General features: G+C 71.2%; 17 protein-coding genes. 7 read left to right on the top strand and 10 right to left on the bottom strand.

Annotated features, from left to right (window positions below; all coding sequences use genetic code 11):
- On the bottom strand, nt 1-550 hold a 550-nt coding region (locus ACIBK1_RS28220), incomplete at its 3' end, for a cupredoxin domain-containing protein (RefSeq protein ID WP_396738746.1).
- A 776-nt stretch (nt 551-1326) separates the two neighbouring features.
- Here ACIBK1_RS28220 and ACIBK1_RS28215 point away from each other — a divergent pair.
- Nucleotides 1327-2574, top strand: a complete 1248-nt coding sequence (locus ACIBK1_RS28215; RefSeq protein WP_396738878.1) for a multicopper oxidase domain-containing protein — start codon at nt 1327-1329, stop codon at nt 2572-2574.
- Nucleotides 2575-2698: 124 nt separating this feature from the next.
- Nucleotides 2699-3799, top strand: a complete 1101-nt coding sequence (locus tag ACIBK1_RS28210) for a multicopper oxidase domain-containing protein (RefSeq protein WP_396738744.1) — start codon at nt 2699-2701, stop codon at nt 3797-3799.
- Nucleotides 3800-3848: 49 nt separating this feature from the next.
- On the opposite strand, the gene ACIBK1_RS28205 is transcribed toward ACIBK1_RS28210, so the two are convergent.
- On the bottom strand, nt 3849-5027 hold the full coding sequence (locus ACIBK1_RS28205) for an ROK family transcriptional regulator (RefSeq protein ID WP_030510648.1): 1179 nt from the start codon (nt 5025-5027) through the stop codon (nt 3849-3851).
- 231 nt (nt 5028-5258) lie between these two features.
- Here ACIBK1_RS28205 and ACIBK1_RS28200 point away from each other — a divergent pair, with 231 nt between their 5' ends.
- From ACIBK1_RS28200 to ACIBK1_RS28185, 4 genes are all read left to right on the top strand, one after another.
- Nucleotides 5259-7223: an endonuclease/exonuclease/phosphatase family protein gene (locus ACIBK1_RS28200; protein ID WP_396738741.1), complete on the top strand. Its 1965-nt coding sequence runs from the start codon at nt 5259-5261 to the stop codon at nt 7221-7223.
- Nucleotides 7224-7310: 87 nt separating this feature from the next.
- Nucleotides 7311-7775, top strand: a complete 465-nt coding sequence (locus ACIBK1_RS28195; protein ID WP_030510650.1) for an RrF2 family transcriptional regulator — start codon at nt 7311-7313, stop codon at nt 7773-7775.
- 34 nt (nt 7776-7809) lie between these two features.
- Nucleotides 7810-8595 (top strand): DNA-formamidopyrimidine glycosylase family protein, encoded by a 786-nt coding sequence (locus ACIBK1_RS28190; RefSeq protein ID WP_030510651.1) that lies wholly within the window; start codon nt 7810-7812, stop codon nt 8593-8595.
- A 65-nt stretch (nt 8596-8660) separates the two neighbouring features.
- Nucleotides 8661-8948 (top strand): VOC family protein, encoded by a 288-nt coding sequence (locus ACIBK1_RS28185; RefSeq protein WP_030510652.1) that lies wholly within the window; start codon nt 8661-8663, stop codon nt 8946-8948.
- 600 nt (nt 8949-9548) lie between these two features.
- On the opposite strand, the gene ACIBK1_RS28180 is transcribed toward ACIBK1_RS28185, so the two are convergent.
- The 8 genes from ACIBK1_RS28180 to ACIBK1_RS28145 form a co-directional block, all read right to left on the bottom strand.
- Nucleotides 9549-9905, bottom strand: a complete 357-nt coding sequence (locus tag ACIBK1_RS28180) for a helix-turn-helix domain-containing protein (protein WP_030510653.1) — start codon at nt 9903-9905, stop codon at nt 9549-9551.
- Between the two features lie 253 nt (nt 9906-10158).
- Entirely contained in the window at nt 10159-10653 is a 495-nt protein-coding gene (locus ACIBK1_RS28175; protein ID WP_030510654.1) for a CinA family protein, read from the bottom strand.
- Nucleotides 10653-11483 carry a CDP-diacylglycerol--glycerol-3-phosphate 3-phosphatidyltransferase gene (gene pgsA / locus ACIBK1_RS28170; RefSeq protein ID WP_396738739.1) on the bottom strand — a complete coding sequence of 277 codons (831 nt, stop codon included), beginning with the start codon at nt 11481-11483 and terminating at the stop codon, nt 10653-10655. Before pgsA ends, ACIBK1_RS28175 begins: the two co-directional genes overlap by 1 nt.
- Entirely contained in the window at nt 11480-12892 is a 1413-nt protein-coding gene (rimO, locus tag ACIBK1_RS28165) for a 30S ribosomal protein S12 methylthiotransferase RimO (RefSeq protein WP_030510656.1), read from the bottom strand. The genes pgsA and rimO overlap by 4 nt, the downstream gene beginning before the upstream one ends.
- 30 nt (nt 12893-12922) lie before the next feature.
- On the bottom strand, nt 12923-13642 hold the full coding sequence (locus tag ACIBK1_RS28160; RefSeq protein WP_051762242.1) for a helix-turn-helix domain-containing protein: 720 nt from the start codon (nt 13640-13642) through the stop codon (nt 12923-12925).
- Nucleotides 13643-13800: 158 nt separating this feature from the next.
- Nucleotides 13801-15189, bottom strand: a complete 1389-nt coding sequence (locus ACIBK1_RS28155; protein ID WP_030510658.1) for a purine-cytosine permease family protein — start codon at nt 15187-15189, stop codon at nt 13801-13803.
- A complete protein-coding gene (locus ACIBK1_RS28150; RefSeq protein ID WP_030510659.1) occupies nt 15186-16142 on the bottom strand; it encodes an isopenicillin N synthase family dioxygenase in 957 nt (318 codons plus the stop codon). The genes ACIBK1_RS28155 and ACIBK1_RS28150 overlap by 4 nt, the downstream gene beginning before the upstream one ends.
- On the bottom strand, nt 16139-16588 hold the full coding sequence (locus ACIBK1_RS28145) for a nucleoside deaminase (protein WP_030510660.1): 450 nt from the start codon (nt 16586-16588) through the stop codon (nt 16139-16141). Before ACIBK1_RS28145 ends, ACIBK1_RS28150 begins: the two co-directional genes overlap by 4 nt.
- Before the next feature lie 94 nt (nt 16589-16682).
- Between ACIBK1_RS28145 and ACIBK1_RS28140 the strand changes: the two genes are divergently transcribed.
- A complete protein-coding gene (locus ACIBK1_RS28140; RefSeq protein WP_076440916.1) occupies nt 16683-18188 on the top strand; it encodes a PucR family transcriptional regulator in 1506 nt (501 codons plus the stop codon).
- Nucleotides 18189-18213: the final 25 nt, after the last annotated feature.

Genomic DNA, 18213 nt, shown 5'->3' with positions numbered 1-18213 from the left:
GGTCCACCCCGGACTCGGCGTCGGTGGCCGAGACGGTCACCGCCGCGGAACTGACGTAGTCGCCGTCGGCGTTCTGCTCACCCGACACCGACGCCGACACCTGCGGCGGCGTCGTGTCGGTGGGTTCGGGGCTTGTGACCACGAGCTCGCCGACCATTCCCGCGTGACCGGGGATCTCGCAGTAGTAGCGGTACGTTCCGGGGGTGAGGTTCACCTGAACCTCGTGCCTGCCCCCGCTCGTGTCGAAGGGGCTGGCCATGATGTTGATGTTGACGTCGTGGTTGTAGCCGGGGCTGTCGTCGTCGAACGTCAGCGTGTGCGTCATCCCGAAGGTATTGCCGGTCGACGCGTTGGTCTCGAAGACGATCGTCACGAGGCCGGCCGTCGCCGTCGTCGGCGCGGACTTGTACGCCGTGTAGCCGTTGTCCGCGGTCCAGACAAGCGTCTGCTCCGCCGCCTGGCCGGCCTGCTGGCCCTGGTCCTGTGCCGCGGCCCCGACTCCCGACAGCCACACCGTCGGCAGTGCCACTGCCACCATCACCAGGGCCATGCGTCCGAATGTGGCAGGACTTCTGAGCGCCTTCCGCACATAGCTGAGGAAGCCCGAGAAAGAACTGATGCGCATTTACCGTGTACCTCTCATGATCTGATGCCTCGGCCGTCGGACATCGCGCTTCGGCCGACGTCACTCCGAGCCGTGCCGGGCGGGAGAGCTCGCGCACACGGGCGTCGCGGAACTCGGCCAGGCGATGCCGGCCCCGGAGCGGTGGTAGGTCGGGCGGCCATGACGGGCGGCGTTGCCACGCCCAGAGTCAGGGCGGCGTCTCCCTTATGATCACGACGCGGTGCCAGGCGGGTGGCCGGGGTGTGCGAAGAGGTCTCTTCGGCCCATCGTCCGCTCCTTCGGTTGTAGGGGGGGCAACAGCAACCTTCGGAAGAACTACTGATCAGCAGCAGTGGTCACCGGGCTCGCCGGTGTCGGACGTGGCGCCGACCTTGTCGATCTCCTCGTCCCTGCGCCGATCGATCGTTTCAGGTGGACGGCAGCGGTGCCGTGACGTCCTACATCCCTTCAGAGACTGGTGACCACTTCTCAGACGCTTGGAAACGTAACAGTCTGGCCGCATTTAGTCCACAACTATGACAAAGTTAACTCGTTCGTTACCATACTTACTGAAGAAACCAGCTAAAGACCCCTACGCATCGACGGAAGTGCCCTCACACCTGTACAAAGTCCTCCGGATCGGCATGGCCGGCTCGCCGCCGGCATCACGGACCACCCCCAGCTCGCCGCCCCCGGGCGAGCGCCGTCACCGATTGGGAACCATGACCGAGAAAAGCAGTGATGTGACGCGACGCCTGCTCTCCCGGCGCGCCTTCACCACCACCGCGGCCGCAGCCGCCGCGATCGCCCCCTTCGCCGCGGCGAGCCAGGCCACCGCAGAACCCAGCGGCACCACCACCGCCACCACCGCCAAAACCGCGGGCGAGCCCGGCGACCTGCGCCGCATCACCCTCTACGTGGAAAAGCTGCCCGACGGCCAGATGGGCTACGGCCTGGAGCCCGGCAAGCCCACGATCCCCGGCCCCCTCATCGAGATGATCGAGGGCGAAACCCTCGAAATCGAACTGGTCAACAACTCCAACGTGACCGCCAGCCTGCACGTACACGGAGTCGACTACCAAACGACCAGCGACGGCACCCGAATGAACGACAGCGTGGTCGAACCCGGAGGCCGCTACGTCTACACCTGGCGCACCCACGCCCCCACCACCCGCCCAGACGGCACCATCGCCCCCGGCAGCGCCGGCTACTGGCACTACCACGACCACGTCGTCGGCACCGACCACGGCACCGGCGGCATCCTCCTCGGACTCTACGGACCACTAGTCGTACGCCGCACCGGCGACATCCTCCCCGACAAAACCTTCACCGTCGTCTTCAACGACATGAAAACCAACAACCTCACCCAAGCCCCCGACTACACCGCCAAACTCGGCGAACGCGTCGAATTCATCGTCATCGCCCACGGCAACCTCTTCCACACCTTCCACATCCACGGACACCGCTGGGCCGACAACCGCACCGGCATGCTCAAAGACCCACAAGACCAAAGCCGAATCATCGACACCAAAACCACAGGACCCGCCGAATCCTTCGGCTTCCAAATAATCGCCGGCGAATACGTCGGACCCGGAATGTGGATGTACCACTGCCACGTACAAAGCCACTCCGACGCGGGAATGGCCGGAGTGTTCAAGGTGACCGACACCGCGGATGAGAAGGTGCCGCTGACCGTTACCGCGTCGTCCCGTTGCGTGGGCACGTCGGTGTACGTCGCGGTCACGGCGGTCAACGACGGCAACGTGCCGGCGACCGTCACGCTGACCACCCCGTACGGCACCAAGACCGTGGCGGACGTGGCCCCGGGCAAGCAGGCGTACCAGTCCTTCAACGCGCGGGCCACGCAGATCGGCGCCGGCAAGGCCACTGTTACGGGCACCTCGTCCATCAACGGCAAGGAGGTCACCACGTCCTACGAGGTCTCCTACAACGCGATCAGCTGCGGCTGACCCGGCTTCGAAATTCCTTCTTCCCTGTGCGGATCTCCGGATCGGCATGGCCGGCTCGCCGCCGGCATCACGGACCACCCCCAGCTCGCCGCCCCCGGGCGAGCGCCGTCACCGATTGGGAACCATGACCGAGAAAAGCAGTGATGTGACGCGACGCCTGCTCTCCCGGCGCGCCTTCACCACCACCGCGGCCGCAGCCGCCGCGATCGCCCCCTTCGCCGTGGCGAGCCAGGCCACCGCAGAACCCAGCGGCACCACCACCGCCACCACCGCCAAAACCGCGGGCGAGCCCGGCGACCTGCGCCGCATCACCCTCTACGTGGAAAAGCTGCCCGACGGCCAGATGGGCTACGGCCTGGAGCCCGGCAAGCCCACGATCCCCGGCCCCCTCATCGAGATGATCGAGGGCGAAACCCTCGAAATCGAACTGGTCAACAACTCCAACGTGACCGCCAGCCTGCACGTACACGGAGTCGACTACCAAACGACCAGCGACGGCACCCGAATGAACGACAGCGTGGTCGAACCCGGAGGCCGCTACGTCTACACCTGGCGCACCCACACCCCCACCACCCGCCCAGACGGCACCATCGCCCCCGGCAGCGCCGGCTACTGGCACTACCACGACCACGTCGTCGGCACCGACCACGGCACCGGCGGCATCCTCCTCGGACTCTACGGACCACTAGTCGTACGCCGCACCGGCGACATCCTCCCCGACAAAACCTTCACCGTCGTCTTCAACGACATGAAAACCAACAACCTCACCCAAGCCCCCGACTACACCGCCAAACTCGGCGAACGCGTCGAATTCATCGTCATCGCCCACGGCAACCTCTTCCACACCTTCCACATCCACGGACACCGCTGGGCCGACAACCGCACCGGCATGCTCAAAGACCCACAAGACCAAAGCCGAATCATCGACACCAAAACCACAGGACCCGCCGAATCGTTCGGCTTCCAAATAATCGCCGGCGAACTCGTCGGACCCGGAATGTGGATGTACCACTGCCACGTACAAAGCCACTCCGACATGGGAATGGCCGGGATGTTCATGGTGGCCGACGCGAACGGGAACGTGCCGGGCCACTCCATGGACGACATGCCGGAGCACTCGATGAGTGGGACGCCGAACCCCTCCATGGACGACATGTCGGGGCATTCGATGGGTGGGATGTCGGGCATGAGTGGGATGACGGGCCACTCCATGGACGGTTCGTAACGGCGACACCGTCACACGTCCGTATCGGGGCTTCGGCTGGGAGCAGTCCCTATGCCGTGAAGATCTCCTCGCGGGCCTGGTCGAGCGCGGCGAGGACGGCGCCGCGCAACACCGGGTTGCCCTCCACCTGGCCCGTGACGACCTGCGGAGGGACCGGGCAGATGCGGGCGACCGCCTCTTCCACCCGGGTGGTCAGCGCCGCCCCACCGGCCCGGCAGACCTCCCCGGCCAGGACCACGAGGCCGGGGTCGAGCACCACGCACACGGACGCCACGCCGAGGGCGAGCCGCGAGGCGACCTCGTCGAGCAGCGGCTCGCCCGCGGCCCCGGCCGCCACGGCCGCGGTCACGCAGTCGGCGGCGGTGTCCCCGGCGAACCCGTGCCCGCGGGCCAGTTCGGTGACGGCCTCGGAGCTGACCAGCGACTGCAGGCCGCCACCGAGGGACGGCAGGCGCCCGGGCACCGCCCTGACGTCGTCGGCGAGCGGCACCCCGGGCACCGGGAGGTAGCCGATCTCCCCCGCGCTGCCCGACCGGCCCCGGTGCAGCCGTCCGCCCAGCACGACGGCCAGGCCGATGCCGCGGCCGACCCAGACGAGCACGAAGTCGTCCACCTCCTGGGCGGACCCCTTCGCGCGTTCGGCGATCGCGGCGAGGTTGACGTCGTTCTCGATCGTGACGTCCCTGCGCAGGTCGCGTGCGAGCGCCTCGTGGATGCCCTCGTGCCATTGCGGCAGGTCGAAGGAGAACCGCACGTCCCCGGTGCGGGGGTCGACGACGCCGGGCGTGCCGATGACCACGCCGCGCAGCCGCGACAGCGCCACCTTGGCGCTCCTGCACGCCTTCACCACGGCCGCGTGCACCAGCGACACCGGGTCGTCCTGCCCCTCGGGGGAGGCCGTCACCTCGGCCACCACGTCGCCGTTGATGTCGGCGATCGCCGCCGACACCCGGTCGGGGCCGACCTCGAGCCCCGCGACGTACGCGCAGGAGGCGATCACGCCGTACAACGCGGCGTTGGGCCCCCGGTTGCCCGCCTGCTCCCCGACGACCTCCACCAGGCCGCGCTCCTCCAGCCGCGCCAGCGTCTGGGACGCGGTGACCTTGGACAGGCCGGTGAGCTCCCCGATCTGGCCGCGGGTCAGGGGACCCGAAGCGAGCAGCAGTTCCAGGGCGGCCCGGTCGTTGATCTCCCGGAGCAGCCGGGGCACGCCAGGACGTCGCTCCATGCTCCTGCTTCCCATCGTCTGAAGTCTCCGGCTCGCCGTCGGTGCGCCCACCCACGCCCCTCCGGTGCGCTCGGCCCCCGGCGGCGCTTCGGCCATTGCGCCCGTGAATGAACAACAAGGTTTCCAGCAAGCTTAGCGAGCCGACAAGTGCGGGGAACGGCCCAGGTCGAACGTATTGGTAACGCTCCCATCTTTCGTGAGGATGGCTCATATGAGTCCGAAGGGAGCGCCATGACCGAGACAGCCAGGCAACCGCACACCCCACCGGCCCGCGGACTTTCCGCTCCCTCCTGGCCGCTGGTCATGCTCGTGACGGGCGTCATGCTCCTGTTCGACGTGGTGCGGGTGTTCCTGCCGTCCCTCATCACCCTGTACGGCAGGGCGGGCGAGACCGCCCCCGAGAGCATGGGGATGTACGCCGCGCTGTGGTTCGTCCTGCCGTTCGCCGCCGTCCCCGCGGCGCGGCTCGCGTCGCCCCGGATCGTCGGGGCGGTGGGTGCGGTGGCGCTCGCCGCGGCCCGGCTCTGCCTTCAGGCGGCGGACGGAGGCACGCCCCAGCTCCTGCTCGCCTCCGCCGGGGTCACGGCGGGCCTGGTCTTCCTCTACGGCTGCGCGCGGACGACCGCCGGCACGTGGGTCCCGGCCGGGCTGATCGGCGGCCTGGCCGGTTCGTCGATCCTCCATCTGGCCCTCGACCGGATGGACCTCGTCTGGCGGGACGGCCCGCTCCCCTGGATCGCCGTCGTCGTGCTTTGCGCCGCCTTCCTCTGGTCCGTACGGCTCTCGCCCGCGTCGCCCGTCCCCGCCCCGGCGGCCGTGTGGTTCGCCTTCGGCCCGATGCTCCTGCTCGCGGGCATGTACTGCGGCGGTCCGGCCGTGCTCGCGCAGGACACCGGGCAGCACAGCGGGCAGCACGGCGCACCCTTCACCGCCCTGGCGGTCGTGCTCCAGGTCGTCGCGCTGTGCGCCGCCGTCGTCTGTGCCTGGACGACATCGTGGGGCGTGAGGACGCGGCGGAGCCGGTGGGCGTCGTGGGACTTGGCGGCCGGGCTCTTCCTCGTCGCCGGGGTGGCGGCGGCCGAGATCGGCGTGCAGGGCCTGCCGGCCCTCGTGACGACGGTCGCCCTCGGGGCCTGCGCCGGCGCCGCCGGACGACAGGCGGGCACCGCCGCGCAGAGCACAGGCGGGCGCGCGGGCGTCGCGGCGCTGGGCGGGATGCTCGTGTTCCTGGTCGGGGCGTTCCTCTACTACGCGGCCTTCGACACGGATCTGGGCTTCCCCAATGCGCTGGTCCCGGTGGCCCTGGCCGTCCTGGTCGCCGTCGTGGCCGTGCGCGCGGGCCGGCGGCACCGAACCGCCGGGATCGACGCACAGACTGCGCGCCGGGCGCCGCGCCGATGGCTGTTGATCGCGTTGCCGCCCGCCCTCCTGACCGGCCTCCTCACCTGGCAGTCGCCGCCCGCGACGAAAGCGATCACCGGGAACGAGTTCACCCTCGTGGCGTACAACATCCGGATGGGTTTCGGGCTCGGCGGGCGGCTCGACCTCGACCGCATCGCCGCGTGGGCGGCGACGCGGCGTCCCGACGTGATGCTGATGAGCGAGGTGGACCGGGGCTGGCTGCTGAACGGCGGGCACGACGACCTGGCGAGGGTCGCCCGCGGCCTGGGCATGCGCTACTACTTCGCCCCCGCCGCGGACCGCCTCTGGGGCGACGCGCTGCTCACGAACCTTCCCGTCGCCGAGATCGGTTCGACCCGGCTGGGACGGCACGGATATCCGACCGGCGCCCAGGCACAGTCGATCGTGCTGAAGGTCGGCGACCACGAGGTGGGCATCGTGAACACCCATCTCCAGGAGCCGCGCGGGCAGGCGCCCGAGGTGGCGGCGATCGCCGGTCGCCTCGCCGCGACCTCCCGCACGTCCGGCACCGGTGTGGCCGCTCCCCGGCCCGTGATCGTGGCAGGAGATCTCAACACGACGCCGTCCGACCCCCAGATGCGCGTACTGGAGGCCGCGGGCCTGTCCGACCCGCTGCGGGCGCTCGGCGACCCGCCGACCTCCCCCGCCGACGCCCCCGTGCGGCGCATCGACCACGTGCTGATCTCGGACGGGCTCACCGCGGTGGCGGCCGACGCGCCCCGGGTGCCGTTCTCCGACCACCTCCCGCTCGTCGTACGGCTCCGGCTGGATTGAGCCGTGTCCGGCGAATCACGGCCCGGCCGGCCCGTGATGGGCGGGCGGGCGTCCTACCGATGCCAACCAGGCGGGATAATCGACTACATGCGACTTTCTGCCCGTGTCGACTACGCCCTCCGTGCCGCCGCCGAACTCGCCGCGGCGGGTGAGGGACCCACCACGGTGGGCGAGCTGGCCAAGGAGCAGGAGATGCCCCCCAAATATCTGGAGAACATCCTGCTGCAGATGCGCCGCGCCGGACTGGTGCGCGGGCAGCGGGGCCCAGAGGGAGGCTATGTCCTGGCACGGCCGGCCAGTCAGATCTCGCTCGCCGATGTGATCCGCGCGGTGGACGGGCCACTGGCCAACGTGCGGGGCGAGCGGCCTGAGCACGTCGGATACCAGGGCGCCGCCCAGGCGCTGCAGCAGGTGTGGATCGCGCTGCGGGCGAGTGAGCGGGCCATCCTCGAAGCGGTCAACCTGGAGCAGATCGCCAAGGGCGAGCTGCCGCCCCGGGTGACCGAACTCGCCGCCGACCCGGCGGCCTGGGACTCGCACATGCCCGTGTGAGCCGCCCGTACCCGATCCTCGCGGGAGGAGAGCCGTGCCGGAGGGTGACGCCGTCTATCGGACTGCCAAGCGGCTCAGGCAGGCCCTCGACGGCCGGAGGCTGACCCGCAGCGACTTCCGCGTGCCCCGGTACGCCACGGCCGATCTGCGCGGCCGGACCGTGCTGACGACGCTCTCGCGCGGCAAGCACCTCCTGACCCGGGTGGAGGGCGGGCTCACGGTCCACACCCACCTGCGCATGGAGGGAAGCTGGCGCGTGGGCCCGGCGGGACGTCCGGCGCCGAGGGGCGACGTGGTCCGGCTGATCCTCGCCAACATCCAGTGGCAGGCGGTCGGCACACGGCTGGGGATGGTCGACCTCGTGCCGACCGACCGTGAGGAGCGGGTCGTGGGACATCTCGGCCCGGACCTGCTCGGGCCGGATTGGGACCCCGCCCTCGCCGTGCGAAACCTGCTGCGCGCCCCGCAGCGGTCGATCGGGGAGGCGCTGCTCGACCAGCGCGACCTCGCGGGCATCGGCACGATCTGGCGGGCCGAGACGCTGTATGCCGCGCGGATGTCGCCGTGGCGTCCGGTGGGGTCGATTCCGCCGGACGAACTGGAGGCGCTCGTGACCGTCGCCCATCGACTGATGGACGCGAGCAAGGACGCGCCGCTCCCGGTGACGACGGGCGATCCGCGCCCCGGGCGGTCGCTGCTCGTCTACGGCAGGGCACGCCGCCCGTGCCGCCGCTGCGGCGGCCCGATCAGCGGCGGAGAGATGGGACCGCAGCCCGCCGAGCGGCTGATCTACTGGTGCCCCGCCTGCCAGCGCGACTGAGAACCGACAATAGGGCGGTACGCACACACAAAGGGGACCCCGTGCCGCCCACCGCCGCCCGCGTCATGCTGCTCGTCCTGTACACCGATCGGCTGGAGGAGTGCCGCGAGTTCTACGGCGCCCTCGGCGTCGAGTTCACTCCGGAGCAGCACGGCCAGGGCCCGCGGCACTACGCCGCCGTCCTCGCCGACGGCACCGTGTTCGAGGTGTACCCGGCGACCGCCGAGCGCAGAACCGGATCCGTACGGCTCGGTCTCCAGGTGGACAGCGCCACCGCCGAGCCGCCGTTGGAGCCCGGCCGGCACCTCATGACCGACCCGGACGGCAGGGTGGTCGAGATCCAGGCGTCGTGATCCCAGCCTCGTGATTCCGGCCTCGTGATGCGGCCGGAAGCGACGGCGCGCCGCGGACGCCGGCCGCGAACGAGGCCGCGAGGCCGAGGAACGTGAGGACGCCGCGGGAGCGCGGCGGAAGGCGCCGCAGAGCCGGAGTGGCGAACGCGACCCCGGCGAAAGCGGGCCGGACGGGCGCGTCGAGAACGGGCCGCACGAAACGGAAACGGGCCGGACGGGCGCGTCAGGGACGGGCCGCACATATTCGGGAACGGGCGGGCCAGCACGGGCGCGTTAGGAACGGGCCGCACATATTCGGAAACGGGCGGGCCAGGATGGGTATGTCGGGGAACGGACCGCACGAAACGGAAACGGGGCCGGATCGGCGCGTCAGGAACGGGCCGCACGAATCGGAGACGGGCCTGCGGGGGCCAGGCGCCCACCCGTGGGATCGGGACGGGCACCCGGGTCCGGGTCGACCCGGACTGCGGGCGCGGGGGCCACGCCTGGCCTTCATGCCGGGCGTGTCCTGTCGGGCCGTGTCTTATGGGGCCTGCGGGGACGGTCGGGCGAAGTCACGGAGACGCCGTCCGCCGGCGCGGCGGGGCGTCGAGGCGCCGCCTAGGCGGCGACCATGTCCTTGACTTCGGGGAAACCCTCGAAATCCGGCCCCGAGGGGACGGTCTCAGGGATGGGCAGGCGCTCGTGCTCGGGCACATCTGCCAGCACGGGGGCGGCCTGCAGTTCGGCCAGCGCGAACTGATCGGACACTTCGCGCAGCACCTGGGACAACGGCACCCCGAGCGCGCCGCAGATCGAGGCGAGCAGCTCGGAGGAGGCTTCCTTCTGACCGCGCTCGACCTCGGACAGATAGCCGAGTGAGACACGCGCCAGAGTGGAGACCTCGCGAAGGGTGCGATTCTGCCGCACCCTCAGCCGCCGCAGTACGTCACCGAGCAGCTGACGCAGCAGGATCATCTGTCGCTCCCTCCCCAAGGGGGGCGCCTTCACGACGCCTCTCGCGGTGGGCTCATGTCGCCCCTTCTTCATCTGCCCTTCGTACATACGCCTCGCCGTCATCATGGGTTCGCTCGGCCCCTTCGCCGGGCGTGCGCCTGTCTTGCTCCTCGCCGTTGGCTCACGGACCTCACTCACAGCTCCACCGTACCTGTAGAGGGCGACACCGCGGCAGACCGAGGCGAGCATGTTCGCTGGGGACGTAACGCGGTAATCACCACGAATGTTCCCCCAAATTTGCCTTCAGCACACCTTCCAGCAGCCTCAACGCCTCCTGACAGGTGGCAGTTCTGATCCCGTCCCTGTCTCCGGTCAAGCGCAGGTCGCGGTGCCAGAGCCCCTCTCCCGGTCCCGCCAGGGCGATGTGGACCGTGCCGACCGGCTTCCCGTCCTGGGGATCGGGGCCGGCGACCCCGGTCACCGCCAGGCCGTAGTCGGAGTTCGCGAGCTTGCGCACGCCGGCGGCCATGGCCGCGGCCACGCCGGGATGCACCGCTCCCTCTCGTTCCAGGAGGTCGGACGGCACGTCGAGGAGGCTCGCCTTGAGGTCCGTGGCGTAGGCGATCACCCCGCCCCTGAAGGCGGCCGAGGCCCCCATCGGACCGGTCATCGCGGCCCCGATCAGGCCGCCCGTGAGCGACTCCGCCACGGCGACGGTCGCACCCTGGCGCACCAGCAGGGACAGCACCTCGCTCGCCACGCCCATCATCAGCTTCGCGCGCTCCTCGCCACCTGCCGCAGCCGCACCGCCCGCACCACGTAGTCGGCGCCGGTCCCGACCGTGACCACCAGGGCGAGACCCATGGCCACCCACCTGATGACGCCGGGCACCCCCGGCACGATGTAGAGCGCGATGGCCACGATCTGCAACACGGTCTTCACCTTGCCCCCGTAACTGGCCGGGATAACCCCGTGCCGGATCACGAGGAAGCGCAGCAGCGTCACCCCCGCCTCGCGGGCGATGATCACCACGGTGATCCACCACGGGATCTCGCCGAGGTACGACAGGCTGAGCAGCGCGGCGCCGATCAGCGCCTTGTCCGCGATCGGGTCGGCGATCTTCCCGAAGTCGGTGATCAGCGCGTACTTCCTGGCGAGCCAGCCGTCGAGCTGGTCGGTGAGGGAGGCGAGCAGGAAGACGCCGAGGGCCGCCAGGCGCCAGCCCTCCCCTTCGACGAACAGGAAGGCGGTGAAGACGGGGACGATCGCCAGCCGGGCGATGGTCAGGACGTTCGCGATGTTCCAGGTGCTGACCCGGCGCACCGCACCCTCTCCGGCGCCTTCTCCGGCGTCCTCTCCGGCGCTGACGCCCTCTCCGGCCACGCCGGCGGGCGACGGCTCGGGCGCCGTACGACCGTCGATCACGGCCCCGGAGCCCGGCTCCCCGGAGAGGCCGGCCCCCGTCTGCGGGACACGCGGGACGGGCGCCGGAGTCGCCACCGGTGCGGCGGGCACGGCGGCGACCGGCGGCGCCGCGGGCTCCGGGGTCATCCCTCCCGGCCCCGCCACGTCCATCGGCGGCTCACCGCGCTCCGTCATGTGCCTGCCTTGATCCGGGCGATGAGGTCGACCCCCTCGGAGTCGACGGCGACCGCCTGGACGATCTGGCCGGGGACCAGGCCGATTCCCTGCACCGTTACGGCGCCGTCCACCTCGGGGCCCTGGTGCGCCGCCCGGCCCTCGTAGCCGCCGTCGCCGAGGTCCTCCTCGATCAGGACCTCCAGCTCGGTGCCGATGCGCTCCTCGGCCCGCTGGGCGGTCAGCTCCTCGGCGAGCTCGGTCAGCGTCGCGACCCGCTCGTCGATCACGTCCTGGTCGAGCTTGCCGTCGAAGCCGTACGCGTCGGTGCCCTCCTCGTCGGAGTAGCCGAAGACGCCGATGACGTCCAGCCTGGCCTTCTCCAGGAAGTCCACCAGCTCGTCGAACTCCTCCTGGGTCTCCCCCGGGAACCCCACGATGAAGTTGGACCTGACGCCCGCCTCGGGCGCGCGGTCGCGGATCTGCGCGAGCAGGTCGAGAAACCGCTTGGGGTCGCCGAAGCGCCGCATCCGCCGCAGCACGGTTCCGCTGGCGTGCTGGAAGGACAGGTCGAAGTAGGGTGCGACCCCCTCCGTGGAGGCGATCACGTCGAGCAGCCCGGGCCGCAGCTCGGCGGGCTGCAGGTAGCTGACCCGCACGCGCTCGATGCCCTCGGTCGCGGCCAGCGGCGGCAGCAGCTTCTCCAGCGCGCGCAGGTCGCCCAGGTCCTTGCCGTACGACGTGGAGTTCTCGCTGACCAGCACGAGCTCCCTGACCCCCTGCCCGGCCAGCCAGGCGGCCTCGGCGAGCAGGTCCTCCGGGCGGCGCGAGACGTACGAGCCGCGGAAGGCCGGGATGGCGCAGAACGTGCAGCGCCGGTCGCAGCCCGACGCGAGCTTCAGCGAGGCCACCGGTCCCGAGCCGAGCCGCTTGCGCAGCATGCGCGGGCCGCTGGCGGGGGCGACGCCCTCCGGCAGCGGGTCCTCCTGGGCGTGACCGGGAATGTGGGCACGCGCGGCCGAGCGCTCCACCGGCGTGATCGGCAGGAGCGTGCGGCGGTCCCGCGGCGAGTGCGGGACCAGCGACCGGCCCGCGATGACGTCGTCGAGACGGTCCCCGATCTCGGCGTAGTCGTCGAAGGAGATGACGGTCGCCTCGGGCAGGGCGTCGGCGAGCTGCGCGCCATACCGCTCGGCCATGCAGCCCGCCGCCACCACCTTCGCGCCCGAGTCGGCCGCGGCGAGGAGGGTGTCGATGGAGTCCTTCTTCGCCGAATCGATGAAGCCGCACGTGTTGACGACGACGACGTCGGGATCGTCGTCATCGGTGTGCCAGCCGGCGGCCTCCAGCCGCGCGGCCAGCTCCTCGGAGTCGACCTCGTTGCGGGCGCAGCCCAGCGTGATCAGCGATACGGTTCGGCGAGAAGACATGATGCGAACTACGGTATCGGCAGTCGGCGATTAACGGGGACTCGGGCCGCCCGCCTCGAAGGTCCGCCGGATCATCTGACCGTCCTTGCCGGGCGTGCCGAGGTCCCTTCCGTTGACCTCCAGCCGCACCGCCCCCGCGTCGCCGATGGTCACCCGCATGCGGTCCTTGGCCGAATAGGTCGTGGTCTTCCCCTCGGGCACCGTCCCCTGGAAGATCTCCTTGCCCTTGGCGTCCCTCACGTTGAGGTAGGACGGCTTGCGCGCGGTGACCTTCACCACCACGACGCCGGGCGCGAGGGCCTCCTCGACGGTCTTCTTCTCGTGGCCCTTCTCGTGACGCGCGTGCGCGTGCGGCGCGGTCACCGGGAGCTGGGCGGCCGTCGGGCCCGCCTTCTCACCGGAGCTCCCGATCATCCGCGCGATGACGACGACCGCGACGATGGCCAGGGCGACCGCGACGGCCTTCGTCCAGCTCGGGGCCCTGCGGGCCCTCTCCCCCACGTCGCCCCTGAACACCGCCGAGGCCTTGACCGGTGACGCGATGTCGGCGTTCTCCTGCTCGTACTGCCGCAGGATCTCGTCCGGGTCCAGGCCGAGGTCGGAGGCGATGGTCCGGATGTGCCCGCGCGCGTAGAAGTCGCCCACCGAGAAGTCGTCGCGCTCGAAGCGTTCGATCACGGTCTCGCGGATCCGCGTGCGCTCGCCGAGCTGACGCACGGTCAGCCCGGCGCGCTCACGGGCTTCGGCCAAAACAGCACCAACGCTCATTGGTCAGGCCCCCCTGTCCGAGCTTGCAGCTCGCCCCACAATGCGTAGTTAGTCACATTCAATCAGTAACTGGCTACGATGGGTACCCGGGGGTGTGCCAAATGTGCACGGAGAGTGCACACGGGAGCGGCCAGGGGCTGTCAGCGCCGCAGGGGCTTCAGCGCGAGATAGAGCCCGGCGGAGATGAGGAACCCGGCCTCGAACGCGATGTCCCCCACCTGGGGCACGCTCCGCGGCACCAGGCCGACGTACTGCTCCTGGTTGGAGAACAGCCAGACCGACAGGACGACCCCCGCGACCATCGCGACGGGCCCGGCCCAGTTGGCGTGCCGCCGGTCGAACATGAGCGGTTCGAGCGCGCGGATGTCCTGGCCGCGCCGCAGCAGCATGTCCGTCAGCACCACGCCCAGCCAGGGGCCGATCCAGTACGCGATGACCAGCAGGAACGCCTCATACTTGTGCCCGGCGTCCTCCAGGCCCGACAGCGCCACCACGAAGCCGATCACGCCGCAGGCCAGCGCGACGATGGCACGCCGCATCGTCAGCGGCAGCCGTACGCCGAGGGCGAGCAGCGACATCGCGCCCGAGTAGACGTTGAGCGCGTTGGCCGACACGGCCCCGAGGGCGATCGCGAGCAGCGTCAGGTTCGCCACGAGCGCGGGCAGGTGGCCGGTGAACGCCGAGGTGGGCTGCCCGAGGGCGTCGCCGCCCCCGATCGTCACGGATGCCGCGCCGACGACCTCCAGCAGCACGCACGACACGAACACGCCGAGGCCCGCCGACAGACCGGTGGCCCGCCTGCTCGCGTCCTGCGGCAGGTACCGCGTGTAGTCGGCGGCGTACGGGTTCCAGCCGGCCGCGTAGCCGAACGTGGCGCCCACGGTGAGCAGGAAGCCGCCCAGCCCTCCCCCGCTGCCCGCGTAGCCCGGCTGGGCCTTCGACAGGATGATCACGGAGGTGACCGCGAAGATCACCGCGAGGACCGGGAACGCGTACTTCTCGAAGGCCTGCACGAGGTTGTGGCCGAAGAAACCGAGCGCCACCATGACCGCGACGACGATCAGCAGGCAGGCCCAGCCCGGCAGACCGGTCAGCGTGTTCAGCGCGAGCGCGCCGCTCACGCTGTTGACCGCGAACCAGCCGATTCCGGCGGCGACGGAGTTGAACGCCGAAGGGATGACGTTGCCCCAATAGCCGAACGGCAGCCTGCCGAGCACCATCTGCGGCAGCCCCGCGCTCACGCCCCTGGCCGACAGCACGCCGTGGGTGAGGGCCCCGAGGCCGCTGCCCACGACGACGGCGAGCACGGCCTGCCAGAAGCCGAGCCCGAACGCCGCCACGGCGAGGACCCCGAGGAAGATCGTGGCGAACTCCAGGTTGGGCGAGGTCCACGTCCAGAAGAGCTGCCGGGGCCTGCCGTGGCGCTCGGAGAGGGGGATGAACTCGATGCCGCCAGGCTCGATCGCGGCGACCTTGTCGCCGTACCGGCCCTCGCGTACGGCGACTTCGGGGGGTTCCAGAACTGTCATACGGAGATCGCCCTCAGCTTCTCGAGGAGGTAGTCGGACGCGCGCACGGGCTCGTAGGAGACCCGGCCGATCGGGGGGCCGAGCGACTCCACCTCGGCCAGGGGATTGCACTCGTAGAAGTAGATGAGCGAGATCAGCTCCTCGTCCGGCGCCGACGGGTCGGGCGGGAGCACCCGGTGCCGGGTGGAGCGCCAGCGGTCGCCCGTCCAGCGGGCCAGCAGATCGCCGATGTTGATCGTGAACGAGTCCGGCACGAACGGCGCGTCGATCCACTCGCCGTCGAGCGTGTAGACCTGCAGGCCGCCGACGCCCCGTTGCCGGTCGAGCACGGTCACGGTGCCGAAGTCGGTGTGCGGCCCGATCCGGAACTGCCCCGCCTCCGGCTCGCCCACCTGCGACAGCGGCGGGTAGCGGTTGATGTTCATCGTGTACGACGGGTGGTCGGCCCGGGAGGCGAAGAAGTCCTCCTCGATCCCCAGAGCGGCCGCGCAGACCACCAGGAGTTCGCCGGCCAGCGAGCGCATCTCCGCCAGGTAGCGGGTGAGCAGCACCTGGAGTTCGGGCACCTCGGACGGCCAGACGTTGGCGAGGAACCACTCGGCGTCGATCTCCGGGACGCCGATCGGCTGGTCGGCGCCCACGGCGAAGGTCTCCTTGAGGTCAGGCGGGGTGGGCGTGCCCTCGGCGTAGCCGTTGGCCTCGACGCCCGGCGGCAGCCAGCCCCGCTCCCCCACGACGGCCGCGTACCGCTGCTTCACCTCGGCGGGCAGGGCGAAGAACCGCCGGGCCGCGGCGCGCACGTCCTCGCGCAGCGCGGCCGGCACGCCGTGCCCGGTGACCAGCAGGAAGCCGATCTCGCGCAGCGCGGCGTCGACCTGGGCGGCCACCCGCGCCCGGCCGTCCGCCTCACCGGAGAACCAGGGAGTCAGGTCGACGACGGGAACCGAATTCATGCCTCATCTCCGATGTCCTCGTTCCAGACGGCCGGGTTGGCCGCGATGAAGGCCGTCATGAGCCCGGCGCACTCGGGATCGTCGAGCACGACGACCTCCACCCCGGCCTCGGCGAGCCACTCGTGCGCGCCCATGAACGTGCGGCACTCGCCGACGACCAGGCGCGGGATGCGGAACTGCCGGATCAGGCCGCTGCAGTACCAGCAGGGCGACAGGGTGGTCACCATGGTGGTCCCGCGGTAGGAGGGCTGGCGGCCCGCGTCGCGGAAGGCGGCGGTCTCCCCGTGCACCGAGGGGTCGCCGTCCTGGACCCGGCGGTTGCGCCCGCGCCCCAGCAGGCGGCCGTCCGGGCCGAACAGGGCCGCGCCGACAGGCACGCCGCCTTCGGCGAACCCCTTCCTGGCCTCTTCCAGGGCCACGCTGAGCATGGCGGCGTCGCTTGTCATGCGCTCACTATCCCTCCACGCCGGGCCTTCGGGAACGGACGAAACGTCCGTACTATGACGACCCTTAACGGACAATCCGTATAGGGGTGCACCGATGCCTCTGACCCTGCGCGAGCTGCTGTCCTTCGAGGTGCTGCGAGAGGCCCGGCCGGAGGTCCTCGCCGGGGAGACCGCGCTCGACCGGGTGGTCCGATGGGTGCACTCCAGCGAGATCTACGAGATCGGCCCACTGCTCACCGGCGGCGAGCTGCTGCTGACGACCGGGCTCGGCCTGGCCGGCACCGACGCGGGGGCGCGGCGGCACTACCTGCGGGAGATCGCCGCCAGGGGCGTGGCCGGGGTCGCCCTCGAACTCGGCCGCACGTTCCCCGAGACGCCTCGCGAGCTGGTGGAGGAGGCCCGCAGGCAGGAGCTGCCGTTCATCGCCCTGCACGCGGTCGTCCCGTTCATCCGGATCACCGAGCACGTCAACACGTTGATCGTCGACTACGCGAGCCGGCGGCTGCGGGTGGGCGACTCGGCCACCCGCGCCCTCAACGAGGCGCTCATCGCCGGCGCCGGGGTCGCCGGGGTGCTGGCGACCGGAGCCGAGGTCGTGGGGGCCCCGCTGATGCTGCTGTCCGCCAGCGGCGCGCTGGTCGCCGCCCACGGCGTGGGCAGCGACCGGGACGCCTGGCGCGCGGCTGAGCGTGCGGTCTGCGAGTCACCGGTCACCCTCCACGGCCATCCCTGGGGGCGGCTGGTGGCCGGCCCCGGTTCGGCGCTGCCCGCCGACGACCTGGCGATCGCGCTGGAGCGGACGGCCGTCGCCCTCGCCCTCGCCATGCTCAGGACGGGCAGTCCGCCGAGCGAGCGCGACCGCCAGACGTCCGCGCTGCTGCGGGACCTCATCGAGGGCACGGCCGAGGCCGACCCCGGCGTACGGGCGGTCATGGCGGGCCTGCCCACCGGGCCCGGCCACCTGCTGGTGGGCGTGGCCGTGGACGCCCTGGAGACGGCGGCCGCGCTCGCCGTGCTCGACCGGGCCGCGCACATCCTGCACACGACCGCCCTGCGCGGGCGGGTGGGCCGGCTGGTGCTCGGCACCCTCGCGGTGCCGGTGGCCGTGGCCGACGCCGCCGGTGCGGCCGCCCAGGCGCTGGAGGAGGCGCTGCGGCGGCTGCACACCCCCCAGCTCAGAGTCGCCGTGGGGCACGCCGCGACCGGCCTGGCCGAGCTGGGCGGTTCGCTGCGGGACGCGCGGGCCGCGCTCGGGCTGCGGCGGGACGCCCGGCTCGTCACCACCCGCGCGCTCGCCCTCGAACTGGAGCTCACCCGCCACGCCGACGCCCGGCACGCCGCCGAGCTCGTACGGCGCACCATCGGCCCGCTGGTGGACTGGGACACGGCCCACCGGACCGACCTCGTCGGCACGCTGGAGGTCTTCCTGCTGCACGGGTGCAGCGCGACCCGGGCGGCCGCCGCGCTGCACCTCGGCCGGCAGACGTTCTACCAGCGGCTGCAGCGCATCGAGACGCTGCTGGGCCACCCGGTGACCGATCCCGGCGCGCACGCGGCCCTGCTGCTCGCCACCGCCGCCCACCGGGTGGCAAGCCGCTGAGGTCAGGCCGTGCGGACGCTCGGCG

The sequence above is a fragment of the Microbispora rosea genome, assembly GCF_044460045.1.
Lineage (GTDB): Bacteria > Actinomycetota > Actinomycetes > Streptosporangiales > Streptosporangiaceae > Microbispora > Microbispora rosea.
The sequence above is the reverse complement of the archived record's forward strand: the minus strand, read 5'-3'. Positions and strand labels throughout refer to the sequence as shown.